The sequence below is a fragment of the Arthrobacter sp. 9E16 genome (assembly GCF_002929435.1).
Lineage (GTDB): Bacteria > Actinomycetota > Actinomycetes > Actinomycetales > Micrococcaceae > Arthrobacter_B > Arthrobacter_B sunyaminii.
The window spans coordinates 29,829-50,652 of sequence record NZ_PJIU01000002.1 but is presented as its reverse complement, the minus strand read 5'-3'; the positions used below and the strand labels follow the sequence as shown (position 1 = coordinate 50,652).

Annotated in this window: 15 protein-coding genes; 6 read left to right on the top strand and 9 right to left on the bottom strand. The window is 60.7% G+C overall.

Annotated features, from left to right (window positions below; translation table 11 throughout):
- Nucleotides 1–188: 188 nt before the first annotated feature.
- Nucleotides 189–833: a YdcF family protein gene (locus tag CXR00_RS06905; RefSeq protein ID WP_104053819.1), complete on the top strand. Its 645-nt coding sequence runs from the start codon at nucleotides 189–191 to the stop codon at nucleotides 831–833.
- Here the strand turns inward: CXR00_RS06905 and CXR00_RS06900 are convergent.
- Both CXR00_RS06900 and coaD read right to left on the bottom strand, forming a co-directional pair.
- Nucleotides 830–2,080 carry a polysaccharide pyruvyl transferase family protein gene (locus tag CXR00_RS06900; protein WP_104053818.1) on the bottom strand — a complete coding sequence of 417 codons (1,251 nt, stop codon included), beginning with the start codon at nucleotides 2,078–2,080 and terminating at the stop codon, nucleotides 830–832. The genes CXR00_RS06905 and CXR00_RS06900 overlap by 4 nt on opposite strands.
- A gap of 4 nt (nucleotides 2,081–2,084) precedes the next feature.
- Nucleotides 2,085–2,564 carry a pantetheine-phosphate adenylyltransferase gene (coaD, locus tag CXR00_RS06895; protein WP_104053817.1) on the bottom strand — a complete coding sequence of 160 codons (480 nt, stop codon included), beginning with the start codon at nucleotides 2,562–2,564 and terminating at the stop codon, nucleotides 2,085–2,087.
- 41 nt (nucleotides 2,565–2,605) lie between these two features.
- On the opposite strand from coaD, the gene CXR00_RS06890 reads away from it, so the two are divergent.
- Nucleotides 2,606–3,850 carry an aminotransferase class I/II-fold pyridoxal phosphate-dependent enzyme gene (locus CXR00_RS06890; protein ID WP_104053816.1) on the top strand — a complete coding sequence of 415 codons (1,245 nt, stop codon included), beginning with the start codon at nucleotides 2,606–2,608 and terminating at the stop codon, nucleotides 3,848–3,850.
- The gene (locus CXR00_RS06885; RefSeq protein ID WP_104053815.1) at nucleotides 3,850–4,653 is read left to right on the top strand and encodes a spermidine synthase; all 804 of its coding nucleotides are present in this window, start codon (nucleotides 3,850–3,852) and stop codon (nucleotides 4,651–4,653) included. The genes CXR00_RS06890 and CXR00_RS06885 overlap by 1 nt, the downstream gene beginning before the upstream one ends.
- Here the strand turns inward: CXR00_RS06885 and rsmD are convergent.
- From rsmD to CXR00_RS06870, 3 genes are all read right to left on the bottom strand, one after another.
- Complete coding sequence (gene rsmD / locus CXR00_RS06880) at nucleotides 4,650–5,279, bottom strand: 16S rRNA (guanine(966)-N(2))-methyltransferase RsmD (protein ID WP_104053814.1); 630 nt, start codon at nucleotides 5,277–5,279, stop codon at nucleotides 4,650–4,652. The two genes, CXR00_RS06885 and rsmD, sit on opposite strands and share 4 nt — an antisense overlap.
- Nucleotides 5,280–5,350: 71 nt before the next feature.
- Nucleotides 5,351–7,570 (bottom strand): ATP-dependent DNA helicase RecG, encoded by a 2,220-nt coding sequence (gene recG, locus CXR00_RS06875; RefSeq protein ID WP_104053813.1) that lies wholly within the window; start codon nucleotides 7,568–7,570, stop codon nucleotides 5,351–5,353.
- Nucleotides 7,560–8,564: a DAK2 domain-containing protein gene (locus CXR00_RS06870; RefSeq protein WP_258060306.1), complete on the bottom strand. Its 1,005-nt coding sequence runs from the start codon at nucleotides 8,562–8,564 to the stop codon at nucleotides 7,560–7,562. The genes recG and CXR00_RS06870 overlap by 11 nt, the downstream gene beginning before the upstream one ends.
- A 141-nt stretch (nucleotides 8,565–8,705) precedes the next feature.
- Between CXR00_RS06870 and CXR00_RS06865 the strand changes: the two genes are divergently transcribed.
- The 3 genes from CXR00_RS06865 (at nucleotide 8,706) to CXR00_RS18015 (ending at nucleotide 11,306) form a co-directional block, all read left to right on the top strand.
- Nucleotides 8,706–8,954, top strand: coding sequence for a hypothetical protein (locus CXR00_RS06865; protein ID WP_104053812.1), 249 nt, complete (start codon nucleotides 8,706–8,708; stop codon nucleotides 8,952–8,954).
- 123 nt (nucleotides 8,955–9,077) lie between these two features.
- Nucleotides 9,078–10,193, top strand: coding sequence for a non-hydrolyzing UDP-N-acetylglucosamine 2-epimerase (wecB, locus tag CXR00_RS06860; RefSeq protein ID WP_104053811.1), 1,116 nt, complete (start codon nucleotides 9,078–9,080; stop codon nucleotides 10,191–10,193).
- A gap of 51 nt (nucleotides 10,194–10,244) precedes the next feature.
- A complete protein-coding gene (locus CXR00_RS18015) occupies nucleotides 10,245–11,306 on the top strand; it encodes an XcbB/CpsF family capsular polysaccharide biosynthesis protein (RefSeq protein WP_146068454.1) in 1,062 nt (353 codons plus the stop codon).
- Nucleotides 11,307–11,891: 585 nt separating this feature from the next.
- Here CXR00_RS18015 and CXR00_RS06855 read toward each other — a convergent pair.
- The 4 genes from CXR00_RS06855 to CXR00_RS06840 form a co-directional block, all read right to left on the bottom strand.
- On the bottom strand, nucleotides 11,892–12,854 hold the full coding sequence (locus tag CXR00_RS06855; RefSeq protein ID WP_104053810.1) for a glycosyltransferase family 8 protein: 963 nt from the start codon (nucleotides 12,852–12,854) through the stop codon (nucleotides 11,892–11,894).
- A 294-nt stretch (nucleotides 12,855–13,148) separates the two neighbouring features.
- A complete protein-coding gene (locus tag CXR00_RS06850) occupies nucleotides 13,149–16,910 on the bottom strand; it encodes a CDP-glycerol glycerophosphotransferase family protein (protein WP_181032499.1) in 3,762 nt (1,253 codons plus the stop codon).
- A 43-nt stretch (nucleotides 16,911–16,953) separates the two neighbouring features.
- Entirely contained in the window at nucleotides 16,954–17,682 is a 729-nt protein-coding gene (locus tag CXR00_RS06845) for an NTP transferase domain-containing protein (RefSeq protein WP_104053808.1), read from the bottom strand.
- Between the two features lie 173 nt (nucleotides 17,683–17,855).
- On the bottom strand, nucleotides 17,856–20,798 hold the full coding sequence (locus CXR00_RS06840; protein ID WP_146068453.1) for a CDP-glycerol glycerophosphotransferase family protein: 2,943 nt from the start codon (nucleotides 20,796–20,798) through the stop codon (nucleotides 17,856–17,858).
- Nucleotides 20,799–20,824: the final 26 nt, after the last annotated feature.

Genomic DNA, 20,824 nt, shown 5'->3' with positions numbered 1-20,824 from the left:
GACTGAACGCTAATGAGAACTCCTGTAGAACATAGACCGACATATCATCTTAGCCTGATACGGCCGATTCTCTCAAACTGCGCCGCACCAGGCACCAAATCGGGCCGGGCACGGGCTGCTCATTCCAGTTTACAGGCCAAGCGGCAGTCGGTTTACCGGGAGGCGTCCTGCTCGCATAGGCTGACGGAATGCCGTCCTCCCTCCGTGCCCTGCCGCACCGCCTGGTGCTCCGGCTGCAGCGCGGAGTTCCCCGGAGCGTGGATGCGGCGGTCGCCGGCGTGGTTTCGGTCCTGCTGATCTGGCTTTTCGCCGCCGCCAACCTCTTCTTCTATCCGCAGGCCGCTTCCGCAGACGGTCCGGTAAGGGCCGACGCCGTGGTGGTCCTTGCCGGCGCAGCCTCCGAGCGCTTTCCGGTGGGGCGGGAGCTGATCCGCGAGGACGCAGCTCCGGAACTGGTCCTCTCCAGCACGGAGACCCCGGGGAACGTGATGACGGATCAGTACTGCGACTACATGGCGGGCGACACGGTCACCGAGGACCCCGCCAGCGCCGCCGTGACCTGCTTCTTCCCCGAGCCCATGACCACGCGCGGCGAGGCCCGCGCCGTCGCCCGCCTCGCCGCGGACAACGGCTGGGATGAGCTCATTGTGGTCACCTCGCGCTATCACCTGCTGCGGGCGGAAACCAACATCAGCCAATGCACGACGGCGAAGGTCACCATGGTGGCGTCGGAACCGGATCTGTCGGCCAAGCAGTGGCTGGACAGGTTTGTGGAGGAAACCGGCGGGCTGGCGGCCGCGCTGCTGCGGCCGGCCTGCGCCAGCGCGATCTAAGCCTGCCGCGGCAACGGAAAAGCGTCCTGCAGTGCGTCCAGCGAAATACGCAGCCGCGGCAGAGACGCGCGGCGGACGAGACGCACCGGATCCAGCGTGCGGGCCTGGTCGGCGGTAACGTCCACGCGGGTGACGGCGGATTCCTCCAGGGTGGTGAAGAAGTCCCGGAATTTGAAGGTATCCCCCGCAATCACGGCGTCGCTGATTCGCACCCAGACCCACGGCACCCCGTAGGCCTGCGCCACAATGATCCCGTGCAGCGAGCTGGAGATGCAGGCCCGGGATCCGGCGATCTCCCGAACCACCTGTTCCATCCCCTGCCGGGCATCCACAACATGGACGCCTGCGTCCCCGGAATCCGGAAGCAATCCGCGGTGGTCCAGATGCGGCACCAGCGCCACCTTGCCCTGGGACGGCTGCCCGTCCGGCACCGGCATGAAACGCGGCAGCAGCAGCGCAGGATCGCCGTAAACCTCAGGGACTGTCCAGCCCAGCTGCGAACGCAGCTCGGCGCCGGTGAGTGCGCCGCGCACGGCATGGACCCGAACCCCGTGCAGTCCGGCCAGGCGTTCAATTACCGCAGGCTCCGGCGTCCGTATCAGGCCCGCGCCCCACACCCGGGTGCCGTCCTGTTCCAGCCAGCCCGCCGTGGAGCCCACGGTGACCAGCGGCGGAACGTCCAGCTGCCGCCGCCATCCGTTGACCGGTTTCAGGCCGCTGATCTGCCGGACCAGCCAGGGGCCGACGGCGTCGCCAAAGTTCGGGCGCTCATCCCACCACAACAGATTGACGCAGCCTTCCGGGACCTGCCGGACCCCGGAAGCCACAGCGGCGGACGGTGCCAGCATGGCCGGGAGCCGCCGCCGGGCATCTTCCAGTGCCGCCCACTGCTGTTCGGGTGTGGCATCCGGCGGCAGGTAGGCCATCAGGTGGCGCTCGGTGCCGGGTCCCGCCGGGGGCTCCTCTTCACGGATGAGGTCGGCTTCACCCAGCAGGGCGTTACGGAGCAGCGCCGCGCCGGGGACGGCATCCGGTGACATGCTTTCCGTTCCCCCGCCGGCCCTGGATACGGCACGGACGGAAACGGCTGTACGCGGACCGCCAGCGCCGTCGTTCAATTCAATGAGCTCCAGCGCAAGCCGGACGCCCGCCGTCCCGGAACCAGCCAGTTCAGGGAATTCCAGCTCGAAGACCACGGGTTTCGGTGTCTGCCCGGGCGGGAGGAGCGGGCGGACCCTCGGCGGCATGCCGCTAAGCGCCCTGTTCCTGGTACAGCCGGCGATACGCGGCGCGGGGCACCAGTTCCGAAACGTCACCGCCCAGAGAGGAAACTTCCTTGATCAGGGTCGATGAGAGATGCGTGTAGCGGCTTTCGGCCGGCAGGAACACGGTCTCGATGCCGGTTAGGTGTCGGTTCATGACAGCCATCGGCAGCTCGTACTGATAGTCCTGCACCGACCGCAGGCCCTTCACAATGGCGTTCACGCCGTGTTCACGGCAGAAGTCCGCCAGCAGGCCCTCCCCCATCGGCACCACCGACACACCGCGCAGCCCGCCGAGGGTTTCACGGGCCATGGCCAGCCGTTCCGGCCCGGAAAACCGGTATTTCTTGGCGTAATTCGTGGACACCGCTACGAGGACTTCATCGAACAGGCTGGCGGCCCGAGCGATCACCTCCACGTGTCCGTTGTGGATGGGGTCATATGATCCGGGGCATACAGCGCGTCGCATAGGTCGAATCTACCCGGTGTAAGCAGGTAATACTGGTAGGCATGAGCTCTCTCGACCGCACCAGTCTTCTCCGCTCCGCTTCGGCTTCCGGCACCCCGCCCTGGCAGCGCACCGCCGCCGGCGCCAATCTGCTCGGTCCGGACGGGGCCCTGGGGGTGACCATCTTCGAGGAGATCACGGTCCTGTCCGGCAAGCACAACGCCATCAACCTGGGCCAGGGCTTCCCGGATGAGGACGGACCTTCGGTCATCAGCGAAGCAGCCCGCGAGGCGATCAGCGCCGGTGCCAACCAGTACGCTCCAGGCCAGGGCCTGCCGGTGCTGCGCAACGCCGTCGCCGCCCATCAGAAGCGCTTCTACGGCCTGTCCCTGGATCCGGACACCCAGATCATTGTCAGCACCGGCGCCACGGAAGCCATTGCCGCCGCCCTGCTCGCGCTCACCGGTCCGGGCGACGAGGTCCTGACTTTCGAACCGTTCTACGACTCCTACGGGGCGGTGATCGGGCTCAGCGGTGCCACCCACACCACCGCGCCGCTGCTCGCTCCGGACTTCCAGCCGGACCTGGCCACCCTGGAGGATTCCTTTACCGAGCGCACCCGCGTGGTGCTGGTGAACAATCCGCACAACCCCACCGGCGCCGTGTTTCCCGCCGAAACCCTGCAGCGGATCGTGGAGCTTGCCGCCAAGTACAACGCCGTGATCGTCACCGACGAGGTGTACGAGCACCTGACCTTCGGTCCCCGGCATGTTCCGGTGGCGACCCTTCCCGGGGCGGCGGAGCGCACCCTGACGATTTCCTCGGCAGGCAAGACCTTCTCCTTCACCGGCTGGAAGATCGGCTGGCTGTCCGGACCCGCGGACCTGGTCGCCGCCGTCCGCGCGGTGAAGTCCTTCCTCAGCTACAGCTCCGGCACCCCGTTCCAGGGCGCCATCGCCCTCGGCCTGGGGATGGAGGACGAGTTCTTCACCGGCATCGCCAAAACCCTGCAGAACAAACGCGACGTCCTCAGCGAGGGCCTGCGGGCCGCCGGTCTTACCGTCTTTGAACCGCAGGGCACCTACTTCGTCAATGCCGACGTCGCACCCCTGGGCATCACCGACGCCACCGCCCTGGCCCGCCGGCTCCCGGAACTGGTGGGGGTAGGCGCCATTCCGGTGGCAGTGTTCTGCCACGACGACGGCGCCCGCCGGACCAGCTCGCTGCTGCGGTTCGCGTTCTGCAAGAAAATCGAGGTACTGCAGGAAGCGGCCGAGCGCATTTCGAAGCTGGGGCAGGTGCTCTGATGGCTGCTTCGGACAAGACCCCGTCCCGGCTGCTGCGCGGCATCGGCGCCCACGCCACCATTACTGAGGACGGCTTCACCCCCGGCGCCTGGGTGCTGAGCATCGGCGGCGCCGAGCAGTCGCACGTGAACCTCGCCCATCCCGAGGAGATCTTCTACGAGTACCTGCGCCGGATCGGGAACGTGCTGGACCTGGCCGCCCCCGCCGGGCAACCGCTGCGGACCCTGCACTTGGGTGCCGGCGCGCTGACCCTCACCCGCTACCTCCAGGCCACGCGTCCCGGCTCCGGGCAGGTGGCCGTGGAGCTGGAGCGGGAACTGCTGGACTTTGTGCTGGCGCATCTGCCGCTGCCGGAGGGGACCGTGCTGGAGACGGTCATTGGAGATGCCCGGGACGCCCTGTCCCGCTGGGAGCCGGGGTCCTTTGACGCCATCGTGCTGGACGTCTTTGCCGGGGCGGACGCACCGGAGCACCTGACCACGCCCGAGTTTTACGCCGAAGCCGCAGCCCTGCTCTCCCCCGCGGGGGTGCTGCTGGTGAATGTGGGCGACGATCCCGGGCTGGCTTTTTGCCGCCGGCAGGTCCGCGCCCTGCAGGAGGGGATGTCCGAAATTCCCGGCGCGGGACTCGCTGCGCTGGCAGAGAAGTCCATGTTCAGCGGGCGTTATCCGGGCAACATCGTCCTGGCCGCCACGGCCTTCCCCTGGCCCGAGGACTGGACCGCGCAGCTGCTCGCGGCGGGACCGTATCCGGCCGACGTCCTCACCGGTGAACGGCTGGACGTCTTCGCGTCGGGTTCCTAGGAAGCGCCCTCTGCCTGTGCATCCCCGGCATCGTCGTCGTCGGCCTGCGCACCATCGGCCTGCGCCGGCTCTGCGAACCACAGCGTGGTCTCCCCGTACTTGCGTTCGCTGAAGCGTTCCATTCCGGCGGGCCACACCGGCTCCGGTGAGCGCGTGGAGCGTTCCAGCACGACGACGGCGCCCTCGGCCAGGTGCCGGGGCAGGGCACGCAGCACGGAGTTCAGGTCCTCTTCGTCCAGGTCATAGGGCGGATCCAGGAACACTACGTCCCAGGTGACGTCCGCCGGAACGCGCAGCAGGTAGGTGTCGGCCTTGGCTCGGTGCACGTTGACGACGGACCGGCCGGCGGCGTCGTTGATCAGCTTGGCGTTCTGCTTGCAGGTGCCGGCGGCCTTGTCCGCGAGCTCCACCAGATCCACGGAGACGGCGCCGCGGCTGGCGCTCTCCACGCCCAGGGCTCCGGATCCGGCAAAGAGGTCCAGCACGCGGGCGCCGGAGAGGACGTCATAGGACTCCAGCCGGGAGAACAGGGCTTCCTTCACCCGGTCCGTGGTGGGGCGGGTTCCTGTTCCGGGAACGCTGGTCAGGGAGGTTCCGCCGGCGGTTCCGGCAATGATGCGGCTCATGGGTTCACTTTATCGGGCTTTGAATCGGAACCGGGACACTGGCAGTTGCCCTGCCGGGGGTAACGGACGGCTTAGCCGCGGTCCAGGAAGGCTTCCTTCTCCGGGTTCAGATAGTCCTCAATCGCCTCGTTCAGCGCCGGGTGCTCAGTCAGGTCCGGATCCTCCGCTACCAGGGCCGTGGCGGAGGCTCGGGCCTTTTCGATCAGCGGTTCATCCTGAATGGCGCGCAGCAGCTTCAGCGTGGAACGTCCCCCGGACTGCGAGGCGCCCAGGATGTCTCCCTCCCGGCGCAGTTCCAGGTCCCGCCGGGAGAGCTCAAACCCGTCGGTGGTGGATGCCACTGCCTCCAGCCGTTCCCGGCTGGGATGCCCGGGTTCCAGCCTCGTGACCAGCAGGCAGGTGCCGGGCAGGCCGCCGCGGCCCACCCGGCCGCGCAGCTGGTGCAGCTGGGAAATGCCGAAACGGTCGGCGTCCATGATCACCATGAGGGAGGCGTTGTGTACGTCCACTCCCACTTCGATGACCGTGGTGGAGATCAGCAAATCAATGTCGCCGCGGGTGAACGCCGCCATGGTCTCGGTCTTGTCCACGGGATCCAACCGGCCGTGCAGCACTCCGATCCGCACTCCTGCGAGCGCCGGCGCCTCCGAGAGCTGCTGATACATTTCGGCGACGGAAGCCAGATCCGGTTTGTTCGCTTTTCCTGCCGGGGACGGGCCGTAGTCCAGCAGGGTCAGGTCGGTTCCCGGCTCTTCTTCCTTGTCCCCGATCTTGGGACACACCACGTACACCTGCCGCCCGGCGTCGATCTCCTCGCGGGCGCGCTCCCAGATGCGCCGGCCCCAGGCCGGTTTTTCCGCCAGCGGCGCCATGAAGGTGGAGATAGGCGCGCGGCCGGCCGGCAGCTCGGTCAGGGTGGAGACTTCCAGGTCACCGAACACGGTCATGGCCACGGTCCGCGGAATGGGGGTGGCGGTCATGACCAGCAGGTGCGGAGTGCTGCGGCCCTTGGTGCGCAGCACGTCCCGCTGTTCGACGCCGAACCGGTGCTGTTCGTCCACGACGACGAGTCCCAGGTCCGCGAACTGCACGTGTTCGGAGAGCAGGGCATGGGTGCCGATCACAATGCCGGCGGCGCCGCTCGCGGCGTCCAGCAGGGCGGCCCGACGCCCGCCGGTGTCCATGGATCCGGTCAGCAGCGTGACCCGGGTGGCGTCGTCGTCGCTTCCCAGCCGTCCGCCCTGCCCGAGTGGGCCCAGGGTCTTGGTGATGGATTCATAGTGCTGTGCGGCGAGCACCTCGGTGGGGGCCAGCAGTGCGGCCTGGCCCCCGGCGTCGATCACCTGAAGCATGGCGCGCAGGGCCACCAGGGTTTTGCCGGAACCCACCTCGCCCTGCAGCAGCCGGTTCATCGGATGGGGGCGGGCCAGGTCCTCCGCGAGTTCACGCCCCACGGTGAACTGGCCGTCGGTGAGGGTGAACGGCAGGGCGGCGTCGAATTTGTCCAGCAGCCGGCCGGGCTTTGGCGGGCGCGCGGTGGCATCTTCCTGGGCTGCGAAGCTGCGGCGGCGGGCCAGTGCCGTCTGGAGCACCAGGGCCTCCTGGTAGCGGAACCGGTGGCGGGCTTTGTACGCCTCGCCGATTTCCGCGGGCCGGTGGATCTTCTCGTAGGCCTCGGCCAGACCCAGCAGATGCTCCGTCTTCCGGATGGGCTCAGGAATGGGATCCTGCAGCTGTTCGGCCTGCATGGTGTCCAGCAGCAGGTCCACCGCCTTTTTGATGTCCCAGCTGTTGAGCTTGGCGGTGGCGGGATAGACGGGGATGGGGCGCTTGGCCATTTCCTCGTCGTCGGCCTCGTCATCAAGCACCACGTAGTTGGGGTTGGTCAGCGTGAGCTGCTGCTTGTAGACGCCCACCTTGCCGGAGAACATGGCGCGGGTACCCACGGTGAGTTCCTTCTGCGCGTTCCAGCCGTTGAAAAAGGTCAGGTGCAGCTGGCCCAGGGCTCCGGAGGCGTCATCGGTGACCACCACTTCAAGGAGGGTTCCCTTGCGGGTCTGCATGCGCCGGGCGTTGGCGCTCTGCACCCTGGCAATGAGGGTGACGTCCTCATCGAAGGGGATTTCCGCGATGGGCGTCAGCTCTCCGCGTTCCAGGTAGCGCCGCGGAAAGTGGTGCAGCAGATCTCCGACGGTTTTCAGGCCCAGGTGTTTGTCTAGCTTGGTGGCGGAGGGCTTGCCTATGCGCCGTTCGAGCGGGAAGTCCAGTTCCGGGGGAACGTTAGACTTCATGGGCCTCGTGGATTTCGCTGATGATTTCCTTGGTTTCGTGGCCGTCGGCGGACAGCTCCGTGACGGTCAGGTTCATGGGCTCACCCACGGTGCGCAGCAGGTCAATGGCGGTGCCGGCGTCGGGCGTGTGAACGTGCACCCGCCAGCGGTACCCTTCCCCCACCGCGTTTACGGCACTCATGATCACTGAATCCCCCACCTCATCCAACTGCAGGCGGAGCGTCGCGGCGTCCAGCGGGCTCAGCGTGATGGTGCACATGACTTCCACCCCCTCCATCCGGGGCATGGTGCTATGGATGTGCGGGGCCTGCACGTCGTAGCCGTGCAGGCCGTCCAGGAGCTCTTCCTGCAGCTCCTCGCCGAGAGCTGACGCCCGCAGGGCGTCCAGCACCAGCAGGAACCCAACTCCCCCGGCATCCACCACACGGGCCTGGGTCAGGGCGTCCAGCTGGAGTTCGGTGTTGACGACGGCGGCGAGGGCGGCATTCATGACGGCGCGCAGGGTGGCGGCCAGTCCCACGTTGCTGTCATCGCCGGATTGTGCGGCTTCCGCATCCATGGCGGCGCGGGCCGCTTCTTCCAGGACCGAGAGCATGGTGCCGGGAACCGGATCACTCAGGACCGACCAGGAGCGCAGCTGCGCACGGTGAAGAGCCGTGGCCAGCAGCGGCGCAGAAAGCCGGGTGCTGCCCTGCAGCGGTTCAGCCATGGCGGTCAGGAACACGGAGAGCAGGGTGCCCGAATTGCCCTTGGCGTCCTCCATGGCCGCGCGTCCGGCGATGGCCAGCAGTTCACCGATGTCGGCGGTGTCGACGTCGGCGATGGCGCGGGAGGCGGAGCGAAGCGTGAGGTACAGGTTGGTGCCTGTGTCGCCGTCGGCCACCGGGAAAATGTTGATCGCGTTCAGCCGGTCACTGTGGTTGCCCAGAGACACTTCGGCGTTGCTCAACCATCGCTTCAGCGCTTGTGCGTTCGCGGTGATTTTGGTCTGCAAAGTGATTCCGTTTCCGTGCTGGCGCCGCTGATCCGGACCGCAGGCGTCATTGCCCGCGTGCCGGTTTGGTCAGTAGGAACTCTACCGCAGCCGCCTTGGCGCCGCCGATAACGATTTGCATAAATGTGGGAAAGTTGAGGGATGGCCAACAAGCGGTACGCGGACGTTGCCGCGGCAAGACATATGAGGGACGCCCCCCTTGGACCGCAGACAGATACAGAGCGGGGCAAGCGCACCGATCCTCTGCCCCGCCCGGCTGCGGGCAGCCGCGCCCCCCAATCCGAGAAGGACCGGGCGTACCGGAAGAAGCGTCTGGTTGCCCTGGTGCTGACCACCCTGGTGTGCCTTTCCGTTCCCACGCTGATAACCCTGCTGGTCCTTTTCGGGTAATCGCGGGGAGCTGAGGCGCAAAGTACTCCATTTGCCCCGGATCCGACTTCTTATTCCCCACAATCGCGTTTCGGTTAGACTGAGCCGAGTTATTGGGCTGTTGTCAAGCTAAGCGGGGAATTTATGCCAGTTGTCATGCCAATTTATGGCACTAGGCCGGAAGCCATCAAGATGGCGCCGATTGTGGCCGCGCTGAAGAAGTCTGACGTGCTGGACTGCTTTGTCACCGTGACCGGCCAGCACCGCTCAATGCTGGACCAGGTGAACAACCTGTTTGGGATTGAACCCGACTATGACCTGAACATCTTTGAGCCCGGCCAGACCCTCAACGGCATCCTTGCCCGAACCATCGATGGGCTTGAAAAGCTCTTCAATGTAAACCGACCGGACGCCGTCATTGTCCAGGGCGACACCACCACCTCCACCGCCGCAGCCATGGCAGCGTTCTACCACGGCATTCCGGTGGTCCATGTGGAGGCCGGACTGCGCAGCGGGGATCCGTTTTCTCCCTTCCCGGAGGAAGGCAACCGGAAAATCACGTCGCAGATTGCCTCACTGCATCTGGCCCCCACGGAGGGCAGCCGGCAAAACCTGCTGGCGGAGAACATCAACCCGGCGGACATCGTGGTTACCGGAAACACCGTCATAGATGCACTGCTGGCAACGGTGGAAAAGAATGTTCCCTTTAAGGACCCGCAGCTGGAAAACCTTGCGGAGTCCGGCCGCAGGGTTTTGCTGGTCACCACGCATCGGCGGGAAAATCAGGGCGAAGGCATGCAGGGCATTGGCCGTGCTCTGGCCCGCATTGCCACCGCCGAGCCCGACCTGACCATTGTTCTGCCGATCCATGCCAATCCGCTGGTCCGCAAGGCAGTGCTTCCCCATGTGGAGGAGCTGACCAACGTCCTGGTCACCGAGCCGCTCGAATACGGCGAATTCACCCGGCTGCTGTCGCTGGCACACATCATCCTCACGGATTCCGGCGGAGTTCAGGAAGAGGCACCCAGCCTCGGTGTTCCCGTACTGGTAATGCGGGAGAACACCGAGCGGCCCGAGGCGGTGGCGGCCGGCGTGGTTAGGCTCATCGGCACTGACGAGGACCGGATCGTTCACGAAGTGCACCGGTTGCTGCATGACCCTGACCATTTCAACTCGATGGCTGAGGCCATGAATCCGTACGGGGACGGGTCTGCTGCGGCGCGAAGCGTCGCCGCGCTCGAGCGTCTAATTGCCGACTAGAATCGGCAATCCGCCTTTTTAACATCACTTCTGCACCGAATGCGAGTCTCCTTGTCTAACGCCGTTCTGTCCATTAAGCATGACCACTCAGCAAGCGAACTAAACGCCCTGCTGAAGGCCGATGATTGTCCCGTCCGGTTCATACATGTTGACCACGGAGCTGACAACATCGGAGTCCAGACCAATCTCGTTAAACTCGCGCGCACCAGCGATGAGGTTCGAGAGCTGATTGCAACTCTCACCAACAATGGTTTCTATTCGTACGTGAGTCAAGCGAATGCCACCCGCTTCGTTAGCGAGAAGTCCCTAGATAAGTTGTGGCTGAAACTGGTATCAAAGGAGTTCGTACGTCATTCCAATGGAGTCGTGTACTCCTTTACACCAGCAGCCCGGTCTGACTCCGCACGGAGACTCCTGGTTGTCTTTTCTTCCATCAGTGGGAACATCAACACTCCAAGCTTGATGCGGTACTTTGAACAAAACTATAAATCAGTTCAAAAGTTCCTCCCCCCCGATACCGCCATTTTACGTATTGCGGATCTAGGAGGAGTCGTTGGCGCTTTCTATATGAATACCACCCATCTGCCCCGAAATGCCGACAATATTCAACAGGTTATTCAGGACGTTAGCCGTGAGCACGGAATAGCACATGACTCCGTGGTGCTGTACGGCGCCTCAAAGGGCGGTACAGGGGCACTCTTCCATGCCATCAAAGGACATTACCGGTGTGTCGCCGTCGATCCCATCGTCGACGACGAGCATTACATCATCCGATACAACGATGCACATTTTACCGGAAACAACATATTTCCCGAGCCGAAGAAAGATGTATTTAATCGCATAATGCTCGAGATGAGTTTGCTGCCCGAACCGCCAAAATCAGCACCGGTCCGCTGGAGCGTAATTTGCTCCGGGAACTCTCCGCAGTATAAGTACATATCTCGGACCCTTATAGAGAACGCAAACTCACGGATCTCCTTTTACGATTCACGCAATCCGTCAATTAAGGACCATCCCCAAGTAGGGCAGAACACGGTAAATACCGCAACCGCTCTAATGAACTTTCACCTATATTCGCTTCCGGTTGCAGCCGGCCTGTACACCATCGATTAGGCGATCCTCGAGGCAGCCGACTCCGCCAGATCTGTAAATGCCAAGCAGATTCCTGATCTGAAGCTGTCGAACTTACAGGTTGTGGAACTAAGGCTTTATCCTTGAGCACTCATTAGGGACGGTAAATCCCCCCCACAGGGGGCACCATACCCTCTGAGCGTCTCTTAGCTGCGACATTACGCCCAACCAATCTGCGTACGGATTCCCATTGGTAAAGGAACCTATGACAGGACTCCACAGGCCTACCCAGCACGCATTCATCCACACACATGCGATGCCTATCAGAATCTTTGTCCAATTATCAGGCCAAGCGGGGTTCGATAATCCGCCAGGAGAATCTAGGCGATATTAGTACGTGGCGGCCAGCACGAGATCAACTCGCCTCTCTGCGGAGCACTTGCACCATCGCCATAGCAAATAGCTCGATGGTCAGTTGAAGGTTGATTTTCGTTAGCACAACCATTTACTCGCAGTCCATCTAGTCATCGGGGCTCGCTGGAAACAGAATCTAAGGCTGCACGGTTTACTGTAAAACCACGTTGAGGTTTATTATTCGCTGACTATAAGTCATCACTTCGCCAGCCACTATTGCTTATAGGCCGTGAGAACAGTTGTGTACATTGCTAGCGTGTCCATTGGACTGGGTGAACTGGCGGACACGTACTTTGTGTAGCCAGGAATCTCTCTGGCATACTGATGCCATACATCACGATAGATATAAACGCTGGTACGACCCACCCGCACGTAACCGTCCAGATACCTGTAATCAGGATCTATCCATGGCTTATTCTGCGTTACATAGTGAATATTTTTTAGTACCGGATCTCCATTGGAGTCCAGTTCGGGCAGAATGGTGATGCGCTGATTATATGCGGTAGGGATAGGCCTCACCTTGTCGCTGTGAAACGCGACAATAGCAAGCGCTACTTGCTCCGCAGCATCCACGGATGCACCTTCTTTTTGGATAGTTAAGTAGGCATATCTGAAAAAGCCGAAGGTGCCGACCCCAACGTACCTCTTGACGTTTATGCCTACAACTCCCGCATTGTAGTAGGGTACGATCGCTTTGCCGTCCGCCACTGGAATCTCCAGTTCTTCCAATGCAGACTGCGACACACCAAGACGCAGAAGATCAGCGTCGAATACTAATGCAGATACCGTCGCGTCACCAGGCATAACGTCAGGGAGGTAGTAACGCCCAACACACAGTAGATCGTAGTCAACTTTGAGTGCTTCGAGATACCCTTGGTCGTCCAGCCAGTAAGGGAACAGCCAATTGCAAAACACATGACTGGGCCAGCGTTTCTCCTTCATTGGTGTTAGATCGTCCACTGATCCATATGCCTCAAGTTTAGCGATATCCACAAAGCGGATGTTGTTCTCAGTTAGAACAGCATCCATTTCGCCCGTAAGATCTTTGCCATCAAAACACATGAAGTAGTCGAACGGATTCGAAGTATTGTGATCCTGAATACTTCGCAATGCAACGAGACCAGGAAAAAAGATCCCAGAGTCTCCCACAATGTAGACCGCAATTCTTGTTTGCATTTCCGTGAGATCTTCTCCTTTGAGTAGTAAACACGTCGCGACTTAAATGGAACAACCATTTGCCGACGATCGAACTGAGATACGGATATCAATCAGGGACGATGACCTCTGCTAATGCCCTTGACTCAGACACCCATTGGACTAGGGTGAATATTTCTTTCACAGGCACCTCGTTACCTGTGACCATTTCTGCGTTTGGTCCCAGCGACTGAGCACAACGGTGGTGCAGTCGTGTAGAGAGCCAGAAGCATACTGATAGGTACCGCTTTCCTCAGAATCCCCGCGTCTGGATATTTACAGACCCGCCATCTCCAGAAATGCACTCCGGGCGGATTCGCAGTATGCCTTCGCATCGAAATGCAGACTCGACTCCTGCTTCCCGTCCAACACCTGACGGATCCCCTCAGCCAGACCATCCACCGAGTTTTCAACGATGCACTCCAAGTTCTCAGAAAGAACTTGCCGTGAGCCGGGGATATCAGTAGCCAAGATCGGAGTACCGAGAATCATCGATTCCAGCAACACCATCGGCTGCCCTTCATGATTAGACGGAAGAACGAAACATCCTGCTGCACGAAGTGCCGGGAAGGGGTTTTCACGCAAACCCGCGAAGTACACACGTTCAACAAGGTTCAGATCCTCAACCAACTGTTCCAAGTCTTGGCGCAAGGGGCCTTCACCAAGAAGGATAAGGTTCGCCCTGTACCCCTCACCGATGACCTGCGCAAAGGACCGAAGAAGTTTCGCTTGGTCCTTTTCCATTGAAAGTCGGCCCATGGTTACGAATGTGGGATGTTCCCCGGAGAACCACGGAACCAGATCCGTATCCAGGGGTTCTGACGACTTCTGCTGAACACCATCAGGATCGATCTGGTTGATAACAGGGACAAACTTGCTGAGGCTCCCCGGAATCATTTTCCCGACACCAGACTTATTCAATTCGGATAAGGCTGGCGATACCGACGCGAGAACGTCGAAGTTATCATATAGTGCAAAGATGCTGCGCAGATATGGGAATCGAACCTCGTGTTCAGATTTCATATCATTGTGTAGATAAATTATCTTCTTAGCATCGCCCGGAGCGGCGGCCAGAACCGATGTCCAGTAACGGGAGTAGCCCTCAAACTCAACAATTACATCAAACTCTGCATCCCCAAAAAGCCGGCGGTATTCGCGTTCGAAGGCGCCCATATACATCTGGCGCTGCGGTGCAGAGGGAAGAAAGTTCCACCGGTTGAAGTAATCGACAAGCCATTTCTCCTCAATATTCACAACTTGACGGCCCGCATCAGCCACCACTTTGACATAGTCAGGCAGCCCGCGGAGCACACCAACGCCTCCGTCACTCTTCTCTATGACGCCGGCAGGCACTACAACCGTTATGTCGTAGTTTTCTGGGTCCAGAGACCGCAAGAGATTAGTGAGGGAGGATGAGATGCCGTTGGGAATCATGCTGTGGTGAAAGAGAAAACGCTGTTTCTTCGTCTTCTGCCGGGAAACATCCGACAGGTGGTCCTCTTCAAGGAAGAAAGACATAGCCCGACTAGTCGCGTCGCCATCCTCTCGTCCGCAGAATTTCGTCGTCAAGGCACTAGGCGGAGCCCAGGCCTCGGGATCCGAAAGTGCAGCCTGAACAGCGTCTATCAGCGCCGAGCCTGTACGGGCTTCGACAAGCCCCATCTCGCCGGGCGTAAAGTACAGTCCACGCTCGGCTACATATTCATCTAGATCGTAGGTGTAACAAATTACGGGGCGCTTCGTGGGAAGGAAATCAAACAAAATGCTTGAATAATCTGTGATCAGAATGTCGACCACGGCAAGGAGTTCGTTCGTATCAATCTCATCAGCCACCACACGGACCGGAAGAGTATCGGGCAACAGAGCGACAGATAAGTGGTGCCCTTGGAACAGGACGACACAATCTAGTTCTGATAGGGCTTGAAGGTCTGCGGTGAGCCGTTCCGTATCGAAATGTTGGAACGCTGCCCCGCCACGCCAAGTGGGTGCGTAAAGTACGACCTTGCGTCGGTCACCAGCCTCAACCCCTAGATCGCGAAGAATTTCTGTTTTTCGAATCTCATCCATCCCCAGCGTAAGGTCAACCCTGGGATAGCCTGTGTAGCCGATCTTCGCCGTGGCCAGGGTGTCAACGTCGTAGCGATCCAATAGAACGTGCGTGGTGTGCTCGTTCGGGGTGAGAATATGCGTCGACTGGAGAAAATTCCGGGCAACATTCCGGTGTTCGAGGACACCGGTGCCAATATCTTTGCCAAGCGTCTTCATCGGCGTTCCATGCCAGGTGTTAAGGTATTTTTGGCCTTCTCGACGGACAAAGAACGATTGGAAAGTCACGTTGTTGATGAGGAACCCAGCCGTGGCTAGATAGCGTCGGTAAAGATGGCTCCCCCGCTGGGCAAAGACAACGTTTTCAAGGTGTTTCATCCATACGGGTATGTGTGTACCTGGAGTAATGGACCAAACGTGTGTGAATCCTGCATACTTCGGGTCGTTATAAATCTTTTGGAAAAGGGCGTAGGGGTTGCAAGTGATTTGCTTCCCAAGGAAGCTCTCGTACAAAATAACGTCGTTCCGAATAGGCAGGTTTTCCATCATCTCTGCATATTCGAAGTATTTCTGAAGCGTGGCATCCTTCTTGTATCGATTATTATCGATGCCTCTTGGTGCAACGGAAATCCTCGTCATCCGGAATGCATTTGACGATGCTTCCAAGTCTCCTGACTGAGCGTAAGCAGTGCCGAGCCTGTAATAAACAGCAGGGGTGAAAGATTGTTGCCGGTCCGCCGCAGCTTCAAGGCAGACCACAGCATCCTGCCACAGTTCTCTCAGTTCAAACTCGCTCGCGAGGGAGAGAAGATGCTCCGGATCAGGTGACCGGAGTGCGAGATTTTTTGCTTTGTCAAGGAGTGTTAACTCGTAGTCTCTGCGTTTACTTACGCTAGGGACAGGGTTCTCATCAGGTTCGCGAACAATGACGGCCACATTCAGTGAGGCCGCGTACGCTTCAACTGCTTCTTCAAGCCTTCCCTGAGCCTCCCGAACAACCCCCAAACGGTACGACCAGTACTTCGCAGCAGTCGGTAGGAGATCAATCCCGTACGCATAGCAATCCTCCGCTGCTGAGAAATCGTCCATCCGCTCATACGCGTAACCCAGCCGGAAATGGTTGCGGGCATCGGAACGATCCAGGAGGGTTGCTTGCTGGTACCTGTGTACGGCCTCTTTCCAACGGTAGCTGCGTTCCAGAGCCCTCCCTGCACGGAACTGCAGTTCGGCGTCCATCGGCCGATCCTCACAGTCCAGCTCATACTGTGCAGCTGCCTCATGCCACATACCGCGGCGCTCTAGGAAAACTCCGACGCCCAGAATCTTACTTTGGTACTCGTCGTCATGCTTAACTGCACGCTCGAAGGCGACTTTAGCGCGTTCGGGGAAACCCGCAATTTTCCAGCAATAACCCTCGCGGGCAAGATTTTCCGGACGACGCGGTCGAAGATCATTGGCCTTGCTAAAGGCTTCTGCCGCCTCCCCGAAGCGGTTCATAGTTTCCAGCGAGTCACCCAGTCTGAGGAACCAATCCGGTGATTTACTGAAATTCGGGGTAGCAGAAAGCAGAACCTCTAGCTCCTGCCAGCGGGCTCCCTCCCGTCGAAGTTTCTTCGCACGCTCGTCGTCGGTCTTCGCCTTTGCCATCCGCAGAGCATTTTCGCAACGCTCAAGTCGTTGCTTCCACGTTTCATTCGCGGGGTCCAGTTCTGAGGCAATCCGGTAGTGCGTCAGAGCTTTTTCGTTTTCGCCCTGCTTTTCCAGGACCGTTGCCAACCGGTAATGCCACGAGGCATGCCCGGGCTGGAGCTCCACCGCTTCCTCCAAGAGCCGGCAAACATCAGAAGGGTCGCCCTTCTGGGACTCTAAATTGGCTAGTCGGTACAGGGCTTCTGCACGCTGCCGGACCGAGCCTGCAGTGGAGCGGTTGTATAGATTGGTTGCCAGACCAACACGCCCGGCCTTTTCGGCCAAACGTGCGGCACTAATCATTGTGTGACTCATAGCTGGGTGCTCGGCGGAGACCGATTGTTCCTTACGCTGCCGGGGACTGTTTTATTTGACTATCAGCTGCGAGACAATCATTGGCTCGCTCAAGATCTTCCGCGAAATCCACTTCAACGGCGTAATAACGGCTGATAGCCACAGGAAGATAACTGACGCCGTCCTCCTGGATGGTCTTGACGATGCCACCCTCGAAGTATTCCTGATCCTCAACTTCCTCAAGCCGCTGGATCAGGTGCTGCTTGTCGCGCGATGAAACGTAGTTGATACCAACAGCTTCACCAAGGGCATTCTCCACCGCCTTGGATAGTTCCTTGATGTGTCCCTCTGCGTCAACGGTGTACTTCACCTCTTCATCCGATACGACGGAGGTGTCCACGGCAACGAAGGAGCGATCATCATGAACATTCGAAGCGATATGGATCAGGAGTTCTGGATCGAAGACAACATCGCCGTTCATCCACAGGACACCGCCCTCCGCTGAGTTGCGCAGGGCCTTCAGCAGGCTTTTTGAGGTGTTCGTCTGATCGAACGCTTCGTTGTAGACGAAGGATGCGTTGGGAACGTGCTCCATGATTTGCTCGAGCTTGTAGCCAACCACGATGGTCAGGCGCAGGTCCTCACCGAAGGCCGCATGCAGATTTTCCACCTGCTGCGTCATGATGGTACGTCCATCGTCCAGCTGCGTGAGCGCCTTGGGATGCGGTCGCGCCAGTCTGGTTCCCATTCCAGCAGCGAGAATTACGGCTTGCACAGTCATATGTTTTCCTGTTCGTCGGATGAAGTGTCCTGAGGGGAATACCCTGCAAGGACCTACAGCTGGTCCGCCATACGCCGCAAAACTCTAATACCATGCATTCCCCCTCCATAGGATACGCGCTGCAGAACAAAAGGCGAATTGTGGGCATTCTATAGACACGAACTGGAATTTGACTACGTCGCGCCCCAAACGGACCGCACAATCCTGGCTGCAGCAGCGCCGTCGTCGGCCGGCGCATAACGGTCAGCAAATTGCTGGTAGCGGAGCGAAAAATGGTCAGTGCGTGCTTCGTCGGACAGGATTGCGTCCATCAACTCGTTGGTATCGCCAACCAGCGGGCCGGGTAGTTGTTCTTCGAAATCGAAGTAGAAACCTCGTTCGGTATCCCGGTAACGCTCGAGGTCAGGCGCCAGAAAGTACATCGGTTTGCCGGTCACGGAGAAATCGAACATGGCGGACGAATAGTCAGTTACCAGAAGGTCAGCCGCCAGATAAAGGTCGTTCACCTGCGGGTACGTGGTCACGTCGAGGTAGAGGCTCTGTCCGGTGGTCTTCCGCCGGCCGGCAATCTTATGGTGTCCGCGATACAGCAGCACATAGTCCGCGCCCAGACGTGTCTCCGCCATTTTGAAATCCAAATACGGATCCGTCGTGGAGGCGCTGTCCCGCCACGTGGGCATGTAGAGGAGCACCTTCTGCTCCGCAGCAATTCCCAAGCGATCTCGCGCTTCCTCCCGGCGCAAGGGTGCTGATACATCTGCCAGAGTGTCATTGCGCGGATACCCGAGAACGGCGGTACGGCCCCGGTAACCGAAAGCAGCCGCCAACGTGTCCGCAGCGAATTCGTTCTGCGCGACCAACATGTCCCAGACCTTTGCTTCCCGCTGGAGCAGGGCACGGTAGGAGGCTGTTGTTCCAACGATGGGGGTATCGAACCCAACGCGCTTGAGGGGTGTCCCGTGCCAGGTCTGGAGATAGAACTGTTCCGGACGCTTCCGGAAATAGTGCGGAAAGTTGTTGTTGTTGACCAGGTAGCCGGCAGTGGCGAGCAGACGGAACCATTCCGCGCTCTCACGCAGCACCGGCGTGCAGTTCTCCGGGACCGGGACGGAAAAGTCGGCCACCGTCCAGTAGCGGCGCAGATCAGGTCGGCGGGAGCCCAGGACGTCACTGACGGCGCGGCCGCTATCTGAACAGGACTTGCCGTCAAAGGTTTCGAAAAGCACCGCGTTACCGTCGACGGCGTCCGTGCATCCGGAATAGTCAGAGATCAGGCGCCCACGACCCAGTGCAGAGCGCTCCGAGGTGTCGCGCGGTGCCGAGACCCGCAGCACCAAATCCTCGTCGTTCCCCTCCCCCACCAGTTCCAAGTCTGCCAGCTCCCGCCGGGCTCCAAGTGGCAGCTCGGCGCGCAGTTGTCCCATAGCCTGCACCCGGACATGTCGGTCCCGTCCGGAGTCCTCCGCCACGGCACAAAGCACCCGGTAATGGCCCGACTCCAAAGCACCGTCTCCCAGTCCCCACTTGTCCTGAGTCAGGGGGAACTCTGTGCGGAAACGGTGACCCTTGCCGTCCAACCACGCAGTGGAAAGTGGCCGGACCTCATTGCGTGCCGTTCTGAGCAACACTCCCGGCAGCGCAGGGCTAGGGATTCCCCCCGTCCTGCTGAGCCGTCCTTCCAAGACCAGCGTGGCACCGTCTCGGCCGACCTCCGCGCTGCTCAGCGTCACGCGGACAGGCCGGAGCACAATCTGTAGGTATCCGTAACCGGTGCACTCGGCGCGCAGCGCGGCCGCGGGATCCGAAGCCGCGGTCAGCTCGGCGCCTGAACCTGCCCAGCCCACCGGTTCCGTCCTGCCGTTAGGCAGGACGGCCGTGACGGTCCAGCGTTTCTCCTGTCCACCGGCAGCGGAACCGACGGAACTCATGTCAACTTCAAACGAAGTGCCGGAAGTATCCGTTGCTTGGAGTTCCAATGAAGGCCCTCCCTGCACCTCAAGATGCAACGCCGACGGCGTGATCCCGCGTTCGGGGTCGAAGCTGACGGTCACAGTGGTCCCGGCCAGTTCAAGGGTGGCGGCGCAGGAATAACGAACCCGCTTGAGCCTGAGGCCTTCAGTACCGTCCATCAGCCCAATGAGGCGCGTGCGCTCATTCACCAGCGGGCCCACCGGCAGACGTCGCGGCACCGTGTCCGCGTCCCTGATCCGGACCAGTCCGGACACGGAAATCTCACCGAACCGCATGGTCACTTCCAGCGCCCACTCCCCGACGCCGCGGGATTGCAGCTCCAGGTCCGGCAGTTCTCGCGGATCCACCGTCGCGGTGAAGGCGGCTCCCGCGTAGGACATCCAGCGGTCGGCCGCAACACCGTCGATCCGGAGGTCCTCCCCCCGGATCACCGCGAGCGCGGCGCTGTTAGTGGAACCGGCTTGTTGAAGCCTGACCTCTAAGGCGCACGCTGCCGGGTCGATTCCGGGAAGGTAGGCCCATCCCCCGAGCTCGAGCGTCCCGTCTTCGGTCCAGGCGAATCCCGTCAGCCGGGTTGCCAGCGGCAGGTCCGCCATGGTCAAGCGGAGCAGCGCCGGGTCAACAGGGTTGCTGAGCATCGGCAGGTATGACGGCTCCGCTGTCAGGTCATTGATGGTTTCTGTGTGGCGCGCTGTGGAAAGGCGGTAGCTGTGGCCGTTGTCCTGCAAATCCGCCAGGACCAGCAAGACATCGCTGCGGCGATTGTGTGCCGTCAGCCAGAGCAGCATCCGTTGATGAACGCCGGGCAATGTATACAGGGCTTGACGCCCGGCCGGAGCCTGCAGCACGCCGGCAACAAACTCCTGAAGAACCTCGAACTGTTCCGGTCCGCTGTGCTGCAAATAATCCAGGTGGGCATTGAGTTCTCCCAGCCGCTGCCTGTGCCAGTGCTCTGCCGCTACTTCGTGAGCATCAGCGAGTACGACGGCGGCGGCAGATGACACCTGTGCCAGCCATTGACGCAGTACGGCCGAATCAGCTTCCGGTACGGGAGCGGGCGGCAGCTCCGGCGCCAGCCACTCTGCCGCTTCCGGCGGCTGCCGGGACGCGGGAGTCAGGTCCACTCGTTGCTTTAGCTGGTTCACGCCTCGCTTCAGCCACTGCGCGGCCT

Coding starts and splice junctions, on each gene's coding strand:
- CXR00_RS06900 (WP_104053818.1), bottom strand. CDS start 2,080: ATGCCGCCGAGGGTCCGCCCGCTCCTCCCGCCCGGGCAGACACCGAAA.
- recG (WP_104053813.1), bottom strand. CDS start 7,570: ATGAAGTCTAACGTTCCCCCGGAACTGGACTTCCCGCTCGAACGGCGC.
- wecB (WP_104053811.1), top strand. CDS start 9,078: ATGCCAGTTGTCATGCCAATTTATGGCACTAGGCCGGAAGCCATCAAG.
- coaD (WP_104053817.1), bottom strand. CDS start 2,564: ATGCGACGCGCTGTATGCCCCGGATCATATGACCCCATCCACAACGGA.
- CXR00_RS06905 (WP_104053819.1), top strand. CDS start 189: ATGCCGTCCTCCCTCCGTGCCCTGCCGCACCGCCTGGTGCTCCGGCTG.
- CXR00_RS06890 (WP_104053816.1), top strand. CDS start 2,606: ATGAGCTCTCTCGACCGCACCAGTCTTCTCCGCTCCGCTTCGGCTTCC.
- rsmD (WP_104053814.1), bottom strand. CDS start 5,279: ATGAGCCGCATCATTGCCGGAACCGCCGGCGGAACCTCCCTGACCAGC.
- CXR00_RS06845 (WP_104053808.1), bottom strand. CDS start 17,682: ATGACTGTGCAAGCCGTAATTCTCGCTGCTGGAATGGGAACCAGACTG.
- CXR00_RS06850 (WP_181032499.1), bottom strand. CDS start 16,910: ATGATTAGTGCCGCACGTTTGGCCGAAAAGGCCGGGCGTGTTGGTCTG.
- CXR00_RS06885 (WP_104053815.1), top strand. CDS start 3,850: ATGGCTGCTTCGGACAAGACCCCGTCCCGGCTGCTGCGCGGCATCGGC.
- CXR00_RS06855 (WP_104053810.1), bottom strand. CDS start 12,854: ATGCAAACAAGAATTGCGGTCTACATTGTGGGAGACTCTGGGATCTTT.
- CXR00_RS06865 (WP_104053812.1), top strand. CDS start 8,706: ATGGCCAACAAGCGGTACGCGGACGTTGCCGCGGCAAGACATATGAGG.